The following is a 15,669-nucleotide window of genomic DNA, read 5'->3' as shown; positions in this document are numbered from 1 at the left end:
TCGAAAAATTCGGCTTTGTCTCGCCTCAAAAGCGCCTCAGCCAAATGCGCATATTATTCCTTTCCAAGCCCTTAGAGTTGAGCGTTAAATGGAACGCTTTATTGATTTTATTTTGAAATGGCGCGCCCTGGTGATCGCGGCGGCTGTTTTGGCGGCCTTAGTCGGCTGGGTCGCCCTTAAAAATCTCCCGATCGACGCGGTTCCCGACGTCACCAATGTCCAGGTCCAGGTGTTGACGAATTCCCCGGGCTTGGGTCCTTTGGAAGTCGAGCGGCTGATCACATTTCCCGTTGAATCAGCCATGAGCGGGATCCCCAAGGTTACGCAAATCCGGTCGTTGTCTAAATTCGGCTTATCCGCGGTCACCGTTATTTTTCAGGACGGCACCGATATTTATTGGGCCAGACAATTGATTTCGGAACGCATCGAGCACGCCAAAGACGAAATCCCGGAAGGCTTGGGCCATCCGGAGATGGCGCCTATCTCCTCGGGTTTGGGGGAGATTTTACAGTTTGAAGTCATGGGCAAAGGGTATTCCTTGATGGAGCTGCGTTCGTTGTTGGAATGGGAAATCGCCCCGCGCCTAAAGTCCATCCCCGGCGTGGTCGAAGTCAACGCGTTCGGCGGCGAGTTGAAGACCTATGAAGTTCAAATCGAGCCCAAAAAGTTGATTTCTTTGCGCATTTCGTTGAGCCAGGTTTTTGAAGCCCTTGAAAAAAACAACGCCAACGCCGGCGGCGCTTATATCGAAAAAAATCAGGAGCAATATTTGATCCGGGGGGAAGGGTTGGTGGAGCGGCTCGACGACGTCGCTTCCATCATCGTGGCGGCCAGCAAAGACGGTTTTCCTATTTATGTTCGAGATTTGGGTTCGGTCGCCTTGGCTCCCATGGTGCGCCAAGGCGCGGTGACTCGCGACGGCCGTGGCGAGGCGGTCACCGGCATTGTGATGATGCTGTTGGGGGAGAATTCACGGACCGTGGTGGAGCGGGTCAAGGAAAAAATAGACGAAATCGCGTTGGCCCTTCCTCCCGGGGTCATCATTGATACCTTTTACGACCGGGCCGAGCTCGTGGATCGGACCGTGATCACCGTAGTCAGAAATTTGATCGAGGGCGGACTTCTTGTCATCGGCGTTTTGTTTTTGACATTGGGCAGCCTGAAGGCCGGGCTTGTAGTGGCCAGCGTTATTCCTTTGGCGATGTTGATTGCGTTCACGGCCATGTTGTACGCAGGCGTTTCCGGCAATCTGATGAGCCTTGGGGCCGTGGATTTCGGCTTGTTGGTCGACGGCGCGGTAGTTTTGGTAGAAAATGCTGTGCGGCGTTTAGCCCAGCGCCAGGTTGAAAAGACGGGAATTCTGACGTTAGCCGAGCGCATTTCCGTCATGCGCGAATCTTTTCTGGACGTGGCGCGCCCGGTCATTTTCGGCGTCGGCATCATCGCTACGGTTTATTTGCCGATTCTTTCCCTGGAGGGCATCGAGGGCCGGATGTTTCGACCCATGGCCATGACCGTTATTTTTGCCTTGGTGGCGGCCTTGATCTTGACCCTGACTTTTGTTCCGGTGGTCAGCGCGTTGTTTCTTTACAGCCATATCAAGGAGAGCGATACCATTCTCGTCGAACGGAGCAAGTTGCTGTATCGCCCGGTGCTGGGTTGGACCCTCTTATATCCCAAGCGCACATTGGGCATTGCCGGGGCCCTGTTTTTGGCTTCTGCGGGGCTTTTTTTTTCCTTAGGTTTTGAATTTATTCCCAAGCTTGATGAAGGCGCCATTGCGCTTCAAGCATGGAGGCTGCCGTCCGTATCCCTGAATCAGTCCTTGGATAACACGACGAAGATCGAAGGCGTGCTGCGCGAATTTCCGGAAGTCATCAGCGTGGTGTCGAAAACCGGGCGCGCTGAAATCGCCACCGATCCCATGGGCATTGAAATTTCGGATATTATCGTCAATTTGACCCCGCGTTCCGAGTGGATGACGGCCAAAAATAAAGAATCCTTAATCGCGGCTATGGACAAGCGTCTGAAAGAGCGCGTGATCGGCGCCGTTTTTTCTTATTCTCAGCCCATTGAGCTGCGCGTTTCGGAATTGATCGCCGGCGTGCGCTCAGACGCCGCCGTCAAGATTTTCGGGGACGATCTCGATGAGTTGAAAGCGTTGGCTCAGCGCGTGGTCCGGGCGGTGAGCTCGGTGCGGGGCGCTTCCGACGTCAAGGCGGAACAAATCAGCGGCCTGCCTGTGTTGCGCGTTAGAATCGACCGCCAACGGATCGCCCGCTACGGAATCAATGCCGCGGATGTTTTAAGCGTCGTGGAAGCCATGGGCGGCAAGGTGCTCGGCCAGGTGCTGGAGGGGCAGCGGCGTTATTATCTGCAGGCGCGTTTCGCCAATGCCGCCGATATGCGAATCGAAGATTTTGTAAATATCCCTGTCGCCGATCCTTCGGGCCGCATGATCCCTTTGGGTCAATTGGCCGATATTATCGCGGAAGAAGGCCCAGCCCAGGTCAGCCGCGAGAATTTGCGCCGCCGGGTTTCGGTTGAAATCAACGTTCGCGGCCGGGACTTGGGAGGTTTTGTCGCTGAAGCGAGAGAAGTCGTGGCAGAAACCGTCGAATTGCCGCCGGGCTACTACATCGAGTGGGGCGGTCAATTTGAGCACTTGGAGCGCGCCGGGCGAAGGCTCTTGGTTGCGACGCCCGTGGCCTTGGGGTTGATTTTTCTCCTTCTTTATTTGGCGTTCGGTTCGGCCCGTCCCGCGGCGTTTATTTATTTAAACATTCCGCTGGCGGCTACCGGCGGCGTGCTGGCTCTGTTTTTAAGGGGGATGCCGTTTTCCATCTCGGCCGGGGTCGGTTTTATCGCGTTATTCGGCATTGCCGTGCTAAACGGCGTTGTCATGGTCAGTTACATTCGCCAACTGCGCCAGGAGGGGTTGGGCTTGGAGGAATCCATTATCGAAGGCGCCATGATTCGATTCCGTCCGGTGCTCATGACGGCGTTGGCCGCCAGTTTCGGGTTTTTGCCGATGGCGATTTCTTCTTCGGCCGGGGCTGAGGTTCAGCGGCCGTTGGCCACGGTCGTCATCGGGGGCTTGGTCAGCTCCACGCTGCTGACCTTGGTGGTGATGCCGGCCGTGTACAAACTTTTTGACGTGAAAGTGGAAACGGAGCGGGAGATCGAAATTTGAGATTTTTGAGGGGAGGTTTGGATGAAAGAAATCAAAGCCTATGTTCAGCCGTTCGTCCTTTATAAAGTCGTGCGCGCGCTTCATGAAATTTCCGGCTTGCCCGGCTGCACCGTCAGCGAAGCCCGCGCCTACCCCCGCAGCCCCAAGGGGCTTGTCGCCGAGGATGTCATTGAGTGGACGGGGTTAGTCTGCCTGCACATCGTCGTGGCCGATAAAATTGCGGACCGCGTCGTCGGCACCATCCAAAAAGCGGCGCATACCGGCAGCAAAACCGACGGAAAAATATTCGTGACCGAGGTTGTGGAAGCCGTTAATGTGCGGACGAACGAGCGCGGAGAAAAAACGCTTTAAGCGTTCCCTCGGCAAAAAGGTTTGCCGAGGGAGGGAATTGAACCCCCGACGCCAGCTTTTTCAGAGCTGCGCTCTACCACTGAGCTACCTCGGCTTTCGGACGAACATTTTACCGTATCTGCCGAAGCTCCGGGAGCCGGAACTAAAGAAGATTTTGCGGGTCGGGATGAAATTTGAGCATGACTCCGGATTTGCGAAATTGCGAAACAACGGGTCCGAGGGCGTCCATGGGGAATTCTGCTCCGGGGTCATTGGAGCGAAGAACGACTTGAAAGCGCCAGTTTTGCCGGATTTTTTGGAAAAAACTCGGCCCTGCGCCCATCGCTTCCATGTTTGTTTCAAGGCCCTTGGCCCGCAGAGCGTCGAGCATTGATCGCGCCGCCTCTTCCACCTTTTCCCGTTTCGAGCCTTTGAGTTCGATGGTGAACAGACGCGTAACCGGCGGCAGGCGCATGCGGCGGCGGATTTCAATTTCGCGTTGATAAAAGAGGTTTAAATCATGGGCAACCAGGCTTTGGAAAAGGTAATGATCCGGATTCCTGGTGCGGATTAAAACTTCGCCCGGATCACGGCCGCGTCCGGCGCGCCCGGACACCTGGCAAAGGGTTTGAAAGGCCCGCTCACAGGCCCTGAAATCAGGCAGGACCAGCTCATTATCCGCATCCAAAACCACGACCAGGGTGACCAGGGGGAAATTCCAGCCTTTGGTCACCATTTTTGTGCCGACCAGGATTTTTGATTGCCCGGCCTTAAATTCCGCGTAAATGGGGGCGGAGGTTTTAGCCGTGTCCCGGTCCAGGCGTAAAATTTTCAGGCCCAGCGCCTCCTCAATATCCTGCGCGATGCGCTGAGTGCCCACGCCTTTGGGTTTGAGGTGTTCCTTCGGCGCTCGGCAACGGGGGCAGGATTCCGGCGGTTTTTTGCGGATGCCGCAATGATGGCAGCGCAGCGTGACCGCGGCCTCTTCCCTGTGCAAGGTCAGCGGCAATTGGCATTGATTGCAGAGAACGCTTGTTTTGCAGTGCTCGCAGGTCAGCACGCGGTTGAACCCGCGCCGATTGTGATAAACCAAAACATGCCGGTTCGTCTCGATGGTGGCGCGAATCGTTTGAATCAAGCCCGCATCCAGTCCGTCGACCGGGCCGCTTAACGATTCCAGGCGCACGGCGGGCAGGGTGCTGCCCCCGAAACGATGTTCCAGGCGCACGGCGGGCAGCAGGCCCGCTTCGATGGCGTGATAGCATTCCAGGCTGGGCGTGGCTGAGGCGAACACCGCCAGGGCTTCTTCTTCCTCGGCCCGCCAAAGGGCAACGTCCCGGGCGTGATAAGCCGGCGGCGGAGTTTCCTGTTTAAACGAGGAGTCTTGCTCTTCATCGATGATCACGGCCCCTAGTCCGGTCAAGGGCAAAAAGACGGCGCTGCGTGTGCCCAGGACGAATCGGATCTCCCCGCTCAACATCCGATTCCACAGGGTCTTTTTTTGCGCGCCGGATACGCGCGAATTCCAGCAGGCAAAGGCCGGTCCCAGGGTCAACTCGGATTCAAAGAGTTCCAGAAATTGCGGGGTCAGCGCGATCTCCGGAACCATGTAAATGACGGAACGGTTTTGAGCGAGCAGCTTTTTAATGAAGGCTAAAAGCACATACGTTTTTCCCGATCCCGTCGGACCCCAGAGATAAATCTGTCGGCGTCCTTCTCCGGCATGGTGCAGCAAAGCCTCGAAGGCTTGCCGTTGTTCATCATTGAGTTCGGGGTCGGCGCCGGTTGATTGGATGGCGGCGGATGGCCGCGTTTCTTGAGGCAGGAGCCGTGGAAAAGGCAACGCTGTTTTGAACGCGTGGGCCAAGCCTGCGGCATAATGGCGGGCCATTTTTTTAGCCAGCGCCAGGGTTCTCAGGCGAATGGCGTCGGGCCATGTGACGGATTCGATGATTTCGCCGTGAGGCCCGCCGAAGCGGGCCTCAGCATAGATTTCAGCGACGGCGCCCCAAAGGCCCCGGCGCCGGAACGGAGCCAACACCCAAGACCCGGATTGAACCTGCCCGCGAAGGGCTTCGGGGATTTTATATTCGAAAAGTTTCGGAGGAAAAAGTCCGATGGGAAAGGAGACCGCGGCGTAGGAATCGGTTTTTAGCTTCGCGCCGGGTGTTTCGAAAAAATCAAGAGGCAGGGCCGGTGAATCGGCTTGGGGTGCGCTCATGAAGAACCGGCCGGGGATCTCCGTCTGCCGGCGGGCTATTTTTTGCTTTCAGCCTTTTCCCGCTCTTTCTTTTTAGGGGCCTCGTCCTCGTCATCCTCCGTTTTGAGTTTCAGCTTGGCCCGCGCTTCTTCTTTGTCTTTTTCCTTGGCCTGTTCCTCTTCCTTTTCGATGGCCTTGATCTCCTTGGCGATGTAATCGGCGTCGATTTTTTTGGAGAGAACGTCGGCCAAGGCTTTCTCCAAAATCTCGTTCTTTTTCAAGTGCATATTTTCCTGGCGCCTTTTGAGCACATGGGCCCATTGAACGGCAATATCCACGATCGGATAGCGCCGGCGGGGGGTATCGAGCAGTAATCCTTCAAGGGGCACGGCGCCGTTTTCAGCGGGCGTTTCTTTTTTCTTGGACATACATTCCTCCTTCACAGAGCTCCGGAGGACGCCGGCCCGCCGGAGGCGGGACCCCTGCAGTCCTCCTAATGAACATCAACCGTAAGTCAGGGCGCTGAGGCTTGCGGCCACCCATCCTTTGGGATTTGTTTTGAGCCTTTTTAATTCCTCGGCGCGGACAATGGCGAAAAAGTCGTTGGTCGCCCGGCCGAGTTCGTCGTTGATCAAGACATAGTCGTAGCGCGGCAATTCGCGCAGTTCCATATCGGCGTTGGCGATGCGCCGGTCCATGTCGGATTCCCGGCGTTTTTTAAGACGCGCGATCCAGGCGTTGCGGGTGGGGGGCAGGAGAAAAATGCGCACCGTGTCATGAGGGTAGGCCTCAGCCAGGGCTCTGGCCCCTTTAATATCAATGGCCAATAGTACGTATCGCCCTCGGGACAAGGCGCGCTCAAGCTCCTCTTTCGGGGTGCCGTAAAAAGCGCCGTGAGCTTCAGTGCGTTCCCAAAAACGCCCTTGGCGCCAAAATTCTTCAAATTTTTCCCTGCTCACAAAATGATAATCGCGCCCGTTTTTTTCTCCGGGCCGGCTCGGTCTCGTCGTATAAGAAACGGGGTGAATAAAACGGGCGTCTTTGTACACAATAGCGCGGGCCAGCGTTGATTTTCCGGCTCCGGACGGCGCGGAAAGGACGAACAGCAGGCCTTTTTTGTTTCTGGGCATACTAATCAAAAAACAAAAATAAACGCTCTTTTAAGGAATTTCGCAAAAAATAATCCGTCCCGAAGCTCGTTGCCGGGATTGATGAATCAATTAACATTCTATCAAAAAAGAGGAGGGGATTCTTTCAAATAACGCTTATATTCGGCTTTAAAGTCAGCCGGCAGCGGGGCTTTGACGGTCAGGGTTTCGCCGGTTCCCGGCGGCCAGGCAAGCCGGAGTTGACGGGCATGGAGCATCAGGCGCGAAAAAACAGGGAGGCTTTTTTCTTCTTTTTTTCTGCGTATCCCGTAAATCGGGTCTCCCAGCACCGGGTGCCCGATCGACGTCAGGTGGAGCCTGATTTGATGCGTGCGTCCGGTGATGGGCCTAACCTCGAGCAAAGAGGCCCAGCCGTAGGTCTTAATGACTTTGACCAAGGTTTGAGCTTCTTTGCCTCCGGCACCCCCGGCTTTCATGGAGACGCGTTTGTTGTGGTAGCTTTTCAACAGCGGTTGATCGACGGCGAATTCTTTGAAGCGAGGTTCTCCTTCGACAACCGCTGCATAGAGTTTTTCGATTTGCCGCTTGGCGAAGAGTTTGTGCAGATGCCAATAGGCCGGGGCTGTTTTAGCGATCAGGAGAATTCCCGATGTTCCGGCATCAAGACGGTGGACCATTCCGTTCCTGGGCACAGTCATGGTATCCGGGTATTTTTTGCGCAGCCACCCCAGGACGCTGGGTCGCTTGAAAAGATCGAGGTTTTGCGCAGTTTGATGGGGCAAGTCAAAAGCCAACGAAGAGGTCGGGTGAACCAGCAGCCCGGCCGGTTTGTTGACGGCCAACAACCCGGAGTCTTCATAAAGAACGGTCGGCGCCGCGGCGCGTGGTTGTTCGACGTTCGGCGGCGTTTGATGCTGAAGGATGATTTCTTCCCCGCCGGATAGTCTAAAACCGATGGAGGTGATTATTTTAGGGGCGCTGTCCGGGGTTTCGCGGATGCTGATCCATCCCTGGCGGATCATGCGTTGAAGCACGGAGCGGGAGAACCCCAGCCCTTGGCGGGCTAGGTAAAGGTCCAGGCGCCTGTGATCGGGCTTGGGATCGACTTTGATGGTGACCGGAGCGCTCATTCTAAAGAGTATTAAATTTAGCCGACAGGTAAAGCCCGAATCCGGCCATGATGAATAGAACGCCCAGCATGACGACGGGAAACCCGGGATCATAAGCGATTTGAATGCCCGAGAATAGAACGGGATCGATGGAAGCCAGACGAAAGGGCGGGGGCGGTGCGCTGCGCAGGCTGCCGTCCGGCAATTCTTCGAAAGCCACGCCCGGGCGTTTCAACAGGAGCCAGATGGGGTTTGATGCAACGCCTTGATGGTCGAAGACGACGGAGAGAGCCGGTTCTTTCCAATCCAGGGATTTGGTATCCGCCCGGTTCCCCATAACGGCAAAGTCGGGCATCATCGAGCGCCCGGTGACGGAAAAAGGCGTTTCAGGGATGCGCTCCGGCGCATTCATGCGCAGGGCGATGCGCGTGGCGGTGGAGAGTTCCAATTCCGCGCTGTTGAACATGCCGGTCGCGCCCCAACTAGCCTGATACAAACGCACCGGAGCTAAGGGCATGAGATGATGAAGCGATAGAGGCTCGTTGACGCGCAGCGTTTGACGTTTGACCCGACCCCCGGCCGCCACCTGAATGTCGCTTGCAAAGACGCGAGGCGTTGTGGTGCCCGGATAAAAATCGACGGTGAAATCAAACAAACTCACCGTGGACGCGGGAAAACGGGCCATCGCTCTATCCTGGCCCGGCAGAATCATGAGGAACTCTTCAAAACCCCAGATGCCTTTTATGAGAGAGCCCGACAACACAATCACCAAGCCGATATGATTGACGAGCGAACCCCATTTGGCCCGCGGAAAATTAAATTTTCCGCGCGATCTCCAATTTGAAATTTCAAATATTAAATCTTTGAGCTGCGGCCAAACGCGGCAAATCCAGATGTTGAATCCCAATAACCCCAATAGACCCATGATCAACGGCGTGTGATAGAGATGGAACAGGCCCATTTTGAGCAACAGAGGGCCCAGGCGTTCGTGGCTGGCTATGAATTGTTCGACCTCATGAGGCACCTTTCCTTCTTGGGGGATCAGCGTTCCCAGGGCGAACAACGCGGCCAGAACCGCGATGAGGGCGACATTGAAGCGAACGGAGCGCAATAGATTAAGAGTATTTTTCATGGAACGATCGCCGCCGGTGTTTACTTGAAATTCTTGCGGACAAAATCCACGATGTGGCGGCTGCTGATGCCATGCGCATCCAGGAGCTCCTCCGGAGCGCCTGATCTGGGCAAGCCCCGGACCGCCAGTTTGTGAACGGTCACAGCCTCGCCGGAGAGCGCGTCCAGCACCGCATCGCCGAGTCCGCCTTCAGCATAGTGGTCCTCGACCGTGAGCACGCGCCCGCGGCAGGCCTTGGCCGCTTCTTTAAGCGTGCGCGCATCGATGGGCTTGATGCTGTAGGCATCGATGATGCGAACCGGCAAACCTTCGGTTTTGAGGATTTCATAAGCCTTGAGCGCTTCATAGACCGTGATGCCCGCGGCCACCACGACGCCGGTATCTTGACCGCTTGATTTGAGAACTTTGGCTCCGCCGGCAGGGAACCGTTCCGAGGCTTGATAGATGACCGGAGTTTTAGGGCGGGTTGTGCGGATGTAGACGATGCCCGGCAATTTTGCGGCCTCGAAGACCGCCTGAGATGCGGCCTGGGCGTCGGCCGGATAGAAAACGGTGGCCGTCGGAACAGCGCGCATCATGGCCAAGTCTTCCAGCGCCATTTGCGAGGGGCCGTCTTCGCCGATGGAGACCCCGCAATGAGAGCCCGCCAGCTTGATATTGGCGCGCGAAATCGCGGCCATGCGGATTTGATCGTAAGCCCTGGCGAAGAAAGCGCCGAATGTCGAGGCGAAGGGAATTTTGCCCCGGGTCGCTAGTCCCGCGGCCGCGGACACCATGTTTTGTTCGGCGATGAAACCTTCAAAAAACCGCTGAGGGTGGCGTTTGAGAAAAACCTCGGAAAACGTCGAGTTTTTGGTGTCTCCGTCTAAAGCCGTGATCCTGGAATCGGCGTCGCCTAATGCGGCTAGCGCCGCGCCATAGGCTTCGCGCGTCGCCACTTTCTCTCCCTGTTGATAAGCAGGCGCAACCGGCGTTTCCCCGCGGGGTTGAGCCGGACGGGCGCTTTGCGGCGATTTCATGGGAATCGGGGGATGGAAATCATCGGGGATATCGCCCAACTCCGCCAGGGCGCGTTCCATCTCTTCGCCTTTTTTCAGCGGCTTGCCGTGCCAATTGTCTTTATTTTCGATAAAGGACACGCCTTTGCCTTTGAAGGTTTTGGCGATCAGGGCCGTGGGCTGCCCTCTAGGCGTTTGGGCTTCGGCCAACGCCGGCAGGATTTCGTCAAAATCATGCCCGTTGATGACGCGCGTGCGCCAGCCGAAAGCCGCGAAGCGCTTGGCGTAAGCTTCGGCATCATGGCCTAACGACGTTTCCTGGCTTTGGCCCAGGCGATTGACATCGACGATCGCGATCAAATTGTCCAATTTGTAGTGGGCGGCTAATGCCGCGGCTTCCCAAACAGCGCCTTCCATGGCTTCTCCGTCGCCCATCAAAACATAGACGCGATAATCGAGGCGGTCGAGGTATTTTCCGGAGAGCGCCATGCCCAGGCCGATGGAAAGCCCTTGGCCCAGAGAGCCGGTCGCCACTTCGGCATAGGGAAAACGCGGGGTGGGGTGGCCTTCCAAATCGCTGTCGATTTTTCGAAGCGTCAGGAGTTTTTCCTTGGGGAAGGCTCCGGCCAAGGACCAGGCCGCGTACAACAGCGGAGCCGCGTGGCCCTTGGAGAACACAAAACGGTCGTTGCCCGGATGGCCGGGATTTTGCACGTCGAAGCGCATGGCTTCGAAAAAAACGGCGGCGGTTAAATCCGCGGCGGACATGCAGGAGGTCGGGTGCCCGGAACCGGCTTCGCTCGTGGCTTTAATCGAATAATGTCTGAGCCAGCGGCTGCAGGTCGCCAAAAGCGTTGTTTTATCGGCGATGGCCATTTTGCTTATTTTACTTTTTAGCGGCGGCCGATGGGGATATCCCGGACAAGCCCGCGCACGGCCCCTTCTAAAGCGCTCTCCAGATCGATGCCTTCGTAGCTGTAGCTTCCCGCCCAGAGCACTTCGCCGCTTTTCGGCAGTTGAAGTTCCGCGCTCAGCGCGGCTTGGGCGTAAGTGGCCACGAGCCGGGCGTCGGCGTCTCCGAAGACGGCTTGGGTATAGGGCTGGGAGCCGGAAACCGGAACCGGAGGATAACCCGGATCTTCTTCAAATTGCACGGTGCTGGAGGTCTGCGTTTGATTGCTGGAGGCGGTGGTTTGCTGGGTCAGGCGTTTTTTCGCGGTGCGGACAATGTAGCGTTTTTCAGGATGTTCTTTGGCCACGGCCACGACCAAGAGCGCATCGGCGCGACCCGCGGTCGCCGTTTGCGCCAATGGCGTGAGTCCGGCCAACAAGAGTTCTTTGGAAATTAAGGGGGCGATGCTGTCTTTGGCTTTGATTTGCACAGCCCGGATGCTTGCGAAATCAAAGTTCGGCCGCGCCGCGCTTTTAGGCAGGCTCGAACAGGAGGTCAGGGTTAAGAGGGCCGCCAGCGGAAAAAATTTCATGGCAGATTATTCAGATGTTTTCGGGCCAATTCTTTCGTTTTTTCATTTTGAGCGAGATCGAGGACTTTGTTCCAGGCGGCTTTGGCTTTTTCGGGATTTTTTATTTTTTCATTCAAAAAACCCAATGAGATGTGACTCGCCACGGAATCGGGCTCAAGAGCGGCCGAGCGTTCGAAAGCCGCGATGGCCGCGGCCCATCGTTCAAGCCGCCTGGCCGTATGACCCATCAGCAGAAAAACCTGTGCGTTGTCCGGTTCTTGCCGGGCCAGCGTTTCCAGGAGCGTCAACGCTTTTTCATACTGTTTTTCGTTGTAGGCCTTGCTCGCTTCGGCCAAGGTCTGGGCCGCCGAAGGAAGCGCGGTGAGCGCGATCAGCGCGGCGATGATCAAACCGAGGAATTTGTTCATTGATGATTTCGCTCCAACGCCGCGATTTTTTTAATGCGTTTTTTGTGCCGGGGTTCCGTTGAGACCTCGGCGCTTAAGAAGGCGAGCAAGCTGCGTTTGGCTTGTGGTATCGACAGGAGCCGCCCTGAAAGACAAAGGATATTCGCCGCGTTATGCTCTTTCGCCAGCGTCGCGGAGCGTTGATTCCAGACCACGGCGGCGCGGATGCCGGGAATTTTATTGGCGGCGATGGACATGCCGATACCCGTGCCGCAGCAGAGCACGCCCATGTCCGCTTTTTTGCGGTGAACGGCCAGGGCCACGCTTTTGGCGTAGTCCGGGTAATCAACTCGCGTCTGATCGTTGTCGCAGCCGAAATTCAGCACGCGAAATCCTCGCCGGCTTAAGAATCGGAGCAAAGTATTTTTCAGCGCCCACCCCGCATGGTCGCTGCCGATCGCAATGATTGATGACGCTTTTCGCATCTATTTCTATTATCTATTATCCTAAGCTCAATGGAATTCTTAAGGCGCCTGTTCAAAGGCAAAAAAACAATTTTGGTGGCCGACGACGAGCCGGGGCTGCTGGAGACCACGGTGTTGGCCCTGCAGCACAAAGGGTACCGCGTGCTTAAAGCGGCCAATGGCTCGGATGCGTTCGCCATCGCTTTGTCCGTGAAGCCGGATTTGATCGTGTTGGATATCCGCATGCCCGGCATGGACGGATGGGATGTTTTAGGCGCGGTGCGCTCATCGAAGGTGTTGAAAGCCACGCCGGTGTTGATGTTGACCACCGTCAATCAAACCGGAGATATCAATAAAAGTTTTGAAATGGGCGCCAGCGATTACATCATTAAGCCCTTGGACGCCGGCAAACTCTACCGAAAGGTCGAGGCCTTGATCGGCCTGCCGTAAACCGATGCTCTCCGTTTTGATCACGGGCGGCGCCCGCCGGGTGGGAGCGGCCATCGCCGAACTTTTGGCTCGCCGCAAGGCAAACCATATTATTCTTCATGCCAATCGTTCCGTGGGGGAGGCCAGGCGTTTATCGGCGAAGCTGCGCAACCTGGGCGCGCGCAAAGTCAGCGTTTTAAGCGCTGATTTAAGCCGCCATCCCCAAGTGAGCCGCCTGGGCCGCGACGCGTTTCGTCTCGAGCCTTCGCTCAACGCCGTTGTTTTTAACGCAAGCGTGTACGAAGAAACGCCCTTCGGCGGCGTTCGGGAGCAGGATTGGGATCGTCACCTGGACATCAATTTGAAAAGCGTTTTTTTTCTGGCCCAACAACTGGGGCCGGCGATGAAGAAAAAAAACGGAGGCCGCATGGTGTTGATCGGCGATTGGGCGGGGCTTCGGCCTTATGCCCAGTACATCCCCTATTGTTTGTCAAAAACGGGGATTTTATACCTGACGCAGGCCCTGGCCAAGGCCCTGGCGCCCGAAGTGGCGGTTAATGCGGTGCTGCCCGGTCCCGTGCTGCTGCCGCCCGATTTCACCGGCCGGGAAATTCAATTAGTCCGGCAGGCGACATTGCTCAAAAAATTGGGCACGCCCGAGGCCGTGGCCAAGGCGGTCCGGTTTTTTCTGGAAGAGGCGGATTTTTCGACAGGCGCTTGGCTTACCGTTGACGGCGGCCGGTTGATTGCTTAAAAAAGGGGAGGGTTTATGCCTTATCGCGTGACGAAAACCATCGATTTTTCCTATGGGCACCGTTTGTTGAATTACAACGGTCCATGTCGGCATTTGCACGGCCATAACGGTCGCCTGGAAATCATTTTGGGCTCCACCAAACTTGATCCGCGCGGCATGGTCGTTGATTTCGCGGATATCAAAATGAAAATCAAGCGTTGGGTCGACGATCATTGGGATCACCGGATGATCCTTAATAAAAAAGACCCGTGGTTGCCGGAGTTGAAAAAGCTCGATTCTACCATCGTGACCGTGGACGACAACCCCACTGCCGAGCATTTGTCGCGGTTGCTCTTTGAGGTTGTGAGGAAACTGGGTTTCCCGGTCGTGGAAGTGCGTTTATGGGAAACCCCCGCGTCCTGGGCTTCCTACAGGCTGACGTCCACCTGAAAAATTCGGGGCGAGAGCGGGACCGTCGGGTATTTGCTCAAGAGCAGGGTCCCGCGAAGCCCGAGTTTTTTGTTCAGGAATTTTTTCATGGCCAAGGCCAAATCTTCGACCCATTCATAATGGCTGCCGGAGAATTTTTTGATCAAGGCCTTTGAAACGGCCCAATAATCGGGCGGCTTGCCGCGCACATTGATTTCAAGCGTAACGTCGATTTTTTGCAGATGAGTTTTTTCCCAGGGGAGGTCGCCGATATAAAGCTTGAGCCCGATGCCGACGAGCCGGATTCTCACAGGAAAGAAATTAAGAAATTTTGCATGCGGCGATAGCCCAGCCAACTTATGCGGTAAACGCCGTAAGTGATGAAGAAAGCCGCGCCCACGTCGATGGAATAATGAAGGCGGCTGGCCAACACCTCGAAGGCCAGCAGCAAGGAGAATCCCAGGCAGGCCCGTTTGACCCATGGCGTTCTGGAGATCAGGTACCCCATAAAAGGAAGCGCGGTATGCCCGGAGAAAAACAAGGTGTGGCGAAAGTCGAAGTGTTGAGCGGCCCACTGTAGAGGGTAGTGCCCGAAGGCGGGCGCTTCATGGGGCAGGCCCAGGGGCGTCAGCATGGTGAAGACGGCTCTGGTGGCGATCAGCAGTGAAAACGTCCAGACATAATAAGGCCAGCGGCTTTTTGGTTCATAGAGAAAAACCCCAATGGCCAACGTCGCGGAAAAGCCGACGAATCCCCAGATATGAACAAGCGGCCAATCCAACGGCGGTAGAAACTGAAACAGAAGGTCATGCGCCGGCGGAAAGTTAACCGCGATTTTATTGATATAGGAGCCTGTAAACCAATTAACGGCCAGGGCGGATAAAAAAATCAAGCCGGCCGCAAAACACTCCCCTAAAAAAAGCCGCCGGTTCGTTATGGCTCCGGGCGCGGTCAGCGTCGGCATAACCGTTAGTTTACCTTACAGCCGGCGATTTTCGTCTTGCGTCGATTGACCATTGTGGCGGCAATTAATCGCTGCTAGTCTATAGCAGGCAAGGAGGGAAGTTGGCGCATTCGGACGCGCAGTCGTTGGCTATTGAGACGGCGCATTGGATTTGGCTGGGCGGAGCCATCGGGCTGTACGCCGGTCAGCGTTTCGATCCGGTCGAGCTTCAGCAAACCCTGCCTAATGTCAAATTGCTGGCTTGTGCGGACGGGCAGGCCATGATCCGCGAAGGCGAAGTTGGGGACGATATTTATATTCTTCATAAAGGGTCGGCATTGGTTTCAAGGAATGGAAAAGCAGTGGGTGAGCTCACTCCGGGCGACTTTTTCGGCGAGATGAGTTTTTTGGTCCAAGCCCCGCGCGCCGCCACGATTACGGCCGTTAAAAATTGCCAGATTTTTTGTATCCCTTCGGCCGACCTCGAGCGATTTGTCGGCAAGTCCCCGGCCCTATTGGCCGCCATGCGTTCAGCCGCCAAGCGGCGGATGTCCAAGTTGATCGGGCCCTGAAGTTCGCGCCCATACTCGTGGTAAAATTTGGTGTTCCTGGGCGATCCTTTCTTTTTTCGTGGCCCCATCGTCTAGCGGCCTAGGACGTTGCCCTCTCAAGGCAAAGATCACGGGTTCGAATCCCGTTGGGGCCACCAACCTTTTTTGGCTCTTGTGCC

17 protein-coding genes and 2 tRNA genes are annotated in these 15,669 nt (G+C 56.1%); 7 read left to right on the top strand and 12 right to left on the bottom strand.

Annotated features, from left to right (window positions below; translation table 11 throughout):
* Positions 1-88: 88 nt before the first annotated feature.
* Entirely contained in the window at positions 89-3,193 is a 3,105-nt protein-coding gene (locus HYT79_11605; protein MBI2071230.1) for an efflux RND transporter permease subunit, read from the top strand.
* A gap of 21 nt (positions 3,194-3,214) precedes the next feature.
* Positions 3,215-3,544 carry a P-II family nitrogen regulator gene (locus HYT79_11600; GenBank protein MBI2071229.1) on the top strand — a complete coding sequence of 110 codons (330 nt, stop codon included), beginning with the start codon at positions 3,215-3,217 and terminating at the stop codon, positions 3,542-3,544.
* Positions 3,545-3,566: 22 nt separating this feature from the next.
* On the opposite strand, the gene HYT79_11595 is transcribed toward HYT79_11600, so the two are convergent.
* The 10 genes from HYT79_11595 to rpiB all read right to left on the bottom strand — a co-directional run bounded on the left by HYT79_11595 (position 3,567) and on the right by rpiB (position 12,426).
* A tRNA-Phe gene (locus HYT79_11595) sits at positions 3,567-3,638 on the bottom strand.
* Positions 3,639-3,686: 48 nt separating this feature from the next.
* Positions 3,687-5,744 (bottom strand): primosomal protein N', encoded by a 2,058-nt coding sequence (priA, locus tag HYT79_11590; GenBank protein ID MBI2071228.1) that lies wholly within the window; start codon positions 5,742-5,744, stop codon positions 3,687-3,689.
* 35 nt (positions 5,745-5,779) lie between these two features.
* Complete coding sequence (locus tag HYT79_11585; protein MBI2071227.1) at positions 5,780-6,151, bottom strand: hypothetical protein; 372 nt, start codon at positions 6,149-6,151, stop codon at positions 5,780-5,782.
* A gap of 75 nt (positions 6,152-6,226) precedes the next feature.
* Positions 6,227-6,853 (bottom strand): guanylate kinase, encoded by a 627-nt coding sequence (gene gmk / locus HYT79_11580; GenBank protein ID MBI2071226.1) that lies wholly within the window; start codon positions 6,851-6,853, stop codon positions 6,227-6,229.
* Between the two features lie 101 nt (positions 6,854-6,954).
* Positions 6,955-7,962, bottom strand: a complete 1,008-nt coding sequence (locus HYT79_11575) for an RluA family pseudouridine synthase (protein MBI2071225.1) — start codon at positions 7,960-7,962, stop codon at positions 6,955-6,957.
* Position 7,963: 1 nt separating this feature from the next.
* Positions 7,964-9,073 (bottom strand): cytochrome c biogenesis protein ResB, encoded by a 1,110-nt coding sequence (locus HYT79_11570; protein MBI2071224.1) that lies wholly within the window; start codon positions 9,071-9,073, stop codon positions 7,964-7,966.
* A gap of 20 nt (positions 9,074-9,093) precedes the next feature.
* Complete coding sequence (locus HYT79_11565; GenBank protein ID MBI2071223.1) at positions 9,094-10,947, bottom strand: transketolase; 1,854 nt, start codon at positions 10,945-10,947, stop codon at positions 9,094-9,096.
* Positions 10,948-10,964: 17 nt separating this feature from the next.
* Complete coding sequence (locus HYT79_11560) at positions 10,965-11,555, bottom strand: hypothetical protein (protein MBI2071222.1); 591 nt, start codon at positions 11,553-11,555, stop codon at positions 10,965-10,967.
* The gene (locus HYT79_11555) at positions 11,552-11,962 is read right to left on the bottom strand and encodes a tetratricopeptide repeat protein (GenBank protein ID MBI2071221.1); all 411 of its coding nucleotides are present in this window, start codon (positions 11,960-11,962) and stop codon (positions 11,552-11,554) included. The genes HYT79_11560 and HYT79_11555 overlap by 4 nt, the downstream gene beginning before the upstream one ends.
* Positions 11,959-12,426, bottom strand: a complete 468-nt coding sequence (rpiB, locus tag HYT79_11550) for a ribose 5-phosphate isomerase B (protein ID MBI2071220.1) — start codon at positions 12,424-12,426, stop codon at positions 11,959-11,961. The genes HYT79_11555 and rpiB overlap by 4 nt, the downstream gene beginning before the upstream one ends.
* Positions 12,427-12,456: 30 nt before the next feature.
* On the opposite strand from rpiB, the gene HYT79_11545 reads away from it, so the two are divergent.
* The 3 genes from HYT79_11545 to HYT79_11535 are packed head-to-tail and all read left to right on the top strand — an operon-like array spanning position 12,457 to position 14,017.
* A complete protein-coding gene (locus HYT79_11545) occupies positions 12,457-12,855 on the top strand; it encodes a response regulator (GenBank protein ID MBI2071219.1) in 399 nt (132 codons plus the stop codon).
* Between the two features lie 4 nt (positions 12,856-12,859).
* Positions 12,860-13,588, top strand: coding sequence for an SDR family NAD(P)-dependent oxidoreductase (locus HYT79_11540; protein MBI2071218.1), 729 nt, complete (start codon positions 12,860-12,862; stop codon positions 13,586-13,588).
* 15 nt (positions 13,589-13,603) lie between these two features.
* Positions 13,604-14,017: a 6-carboxytetrahydropterin synthase gene (locus tag HYT79_11535; protein MBI2071217.1), complete on the top strand. Its 414-nt coding sequence runs from the start codon at positions 13,604-13,606 to the stop codon at positions 14,015-14,017.
* Here HYT79_11535 and HYT79_11530 read toward each other — a convergent pair.
* Both HYT79_11530 and HYT79_11525 read right to left on the bottom strand, forming a co-directional pair.
* Positions 13,996-14,307, bottom strand: coding sequence for a hypothetical protein (locus tag HYT79_11530; protein MBI2071216.1), 312 nt, complete (start codon positions 14,305-14,307; stop codon positions 13,996-13,998). The two genes, HYT79_11535 and HYT79_11530, sit on opposite strands and share 22 nt — an antisense overlap.
* On the bottom strand, positions 14,304-14,960 hold the full coding sequence (locus tag HYT79_11525; protein MBI2071215.1) for a hypothetical protein: 657 nt from the start codon (positions 14,958-14,960) through the stop codon (positions 14,304-14,306). The genes HYT79_11530 and HYT79_11525 overlap by 4 nt, the downstream gene beginning before the upstream one ends.
* A gap of 101 nt (positions 14,961-15,061) precedes the next feature.
* Between HYT79_11525 and HYT79_11520 the strand changes: the two genes are divergently transcribed.
* Positions 15,062-15,511 carry a cyclic nucleotide-binding domain-containing protein gene (locus HYT79_11520; protein ID MBI2071214.1) on the top strand — a complete coding sequence of 150 codons (450 nt, stop codon included), beginning with the start codon at positions 15,062-15,064 and terminating at the stop codon, positions 15,509-15,511.
* A 60-nt stretch (positions 15,512-15,571) separates the two neighbouring features.
* Positions 15,572-15,648: transfer RNA gene (locus HYT79_11515), tRNA-Glu, on the top strand.
* Positions 15,649-15,669 lie beyond the last annotated feature (21 nt).

Source organism: Elusimicrobiota bacterium, assembly GCA_016180815.1.
In the GTDB taxonomy this organism is placed as follows: domain Bacteria; phylum Elusimicrobiota; class Elusimicrobia; order JACQPE01; family JACQPE01; genus JACPAN01.
The sequence above is the reverse complement of the archived record's forward strand: the minus strand, read 5'-3'. Positions and strand labels throughout refer to the sequence as shown.

Coding starts and splice junctions, on each gene's coding strand:
- HYT79_11565 (MBI2071223.1), bottom strand. CDS start 10,947: ATGGCCATCGCCGATAAAACAACGCTTTTGGCGACCTGCAGCCGCTGG.
- HYT79_11555 (MBI2071221.1), bottom strand. CDS start 11,962: ATGAACAAATTCCTCGGTTTGATCATCGCCGCGCTGATCGCGCTCACC.
- HYT79_11600 (MBI2071229.1), top strand. CDS start 3,215: ATGAAAGAAATCAAAGCCTATGTTCAGCCGTTCGTCCTTTATAAAGTC.
- HYT79_11560 (MBI2071222.1), bottom strand. CDS start 11,555: ATGAAATTTTTTCCGCTGGCGGCCCTCTTAACCCTGACCTCCTGTTCG.
- HYT79_11535 (MBI2071217.1), top strand. CDS start 13,604: ATGCCTTATCGCGTGACGAAAACCATCGATTTTTCCTATGGGCACCGT.
- HYT79_11575 (MBI2071225.1), bottom strand. CDS start 7,962: ATGAGCGCTCCGGTCACCATCAAAGTCGATCCCAAGCCCGATCACAGG.
- priA (MBI2071228.1), bottom strand. CDS start 5,744: ATGAGCGCACCCCAAGCCGATTCACCGGCCCTGCCTCTTGATTTTTTC.
- HYT79_11540 (MBI2071218.1), top strand. CDS start 12,860: ATGCTCTCCGTTTTGATCACGGGCGGCGCCCGCCGGGTGGGAGCGGCC.
- HYT79_11545 (MBI2071219.1), top strand. CDS start 12,457: ATGGAATTCTTAAGGCGCCTGTTCAAAGGCAAAAAAACAATTTTGGTG.
- gmk (MBI2071226.1), bottom strand. CDS start 6,853: ATGCCCAGAAACAAAAAAGGCCTGCTGTTCGTCCTTTCCGCGCCGTCC.
- HYT79_11585 (MBI2071227.1), bottom strand. CDS start 6,151: ATGTCCAAGAAAAAAGAAACGCCCGCTGAAAACGGCGCCGTGCCCCTT.
- HYT79_11605 (MBI2071230.1), top strand. CDS start 89: ATGGAACGCTTTATTGATTTTATTTTGAAATGGCGCGCCCTGGTGATC.
- HYT79_11525 (MBI2071215.1), bottom strand. CDS start 14,960: ATGCCGACGCTGACCGCGCCCGGAGCCATAACGAACCGGCGGCTTTTT.
- HYT79_11570 (MBI2071224.1), bottom strand. CDS start 9,073: ATGAAAAATACTCTTAATCTATTGCGCTCCGTTCGCTTCAATGTCGCC.
- rpiB (MBI2071220.1), bottom strand. CDS start 12,426: ATGCGAAAAGCGTCATCAATCATTGCGATCGGCAGCGACCATGCGGGG.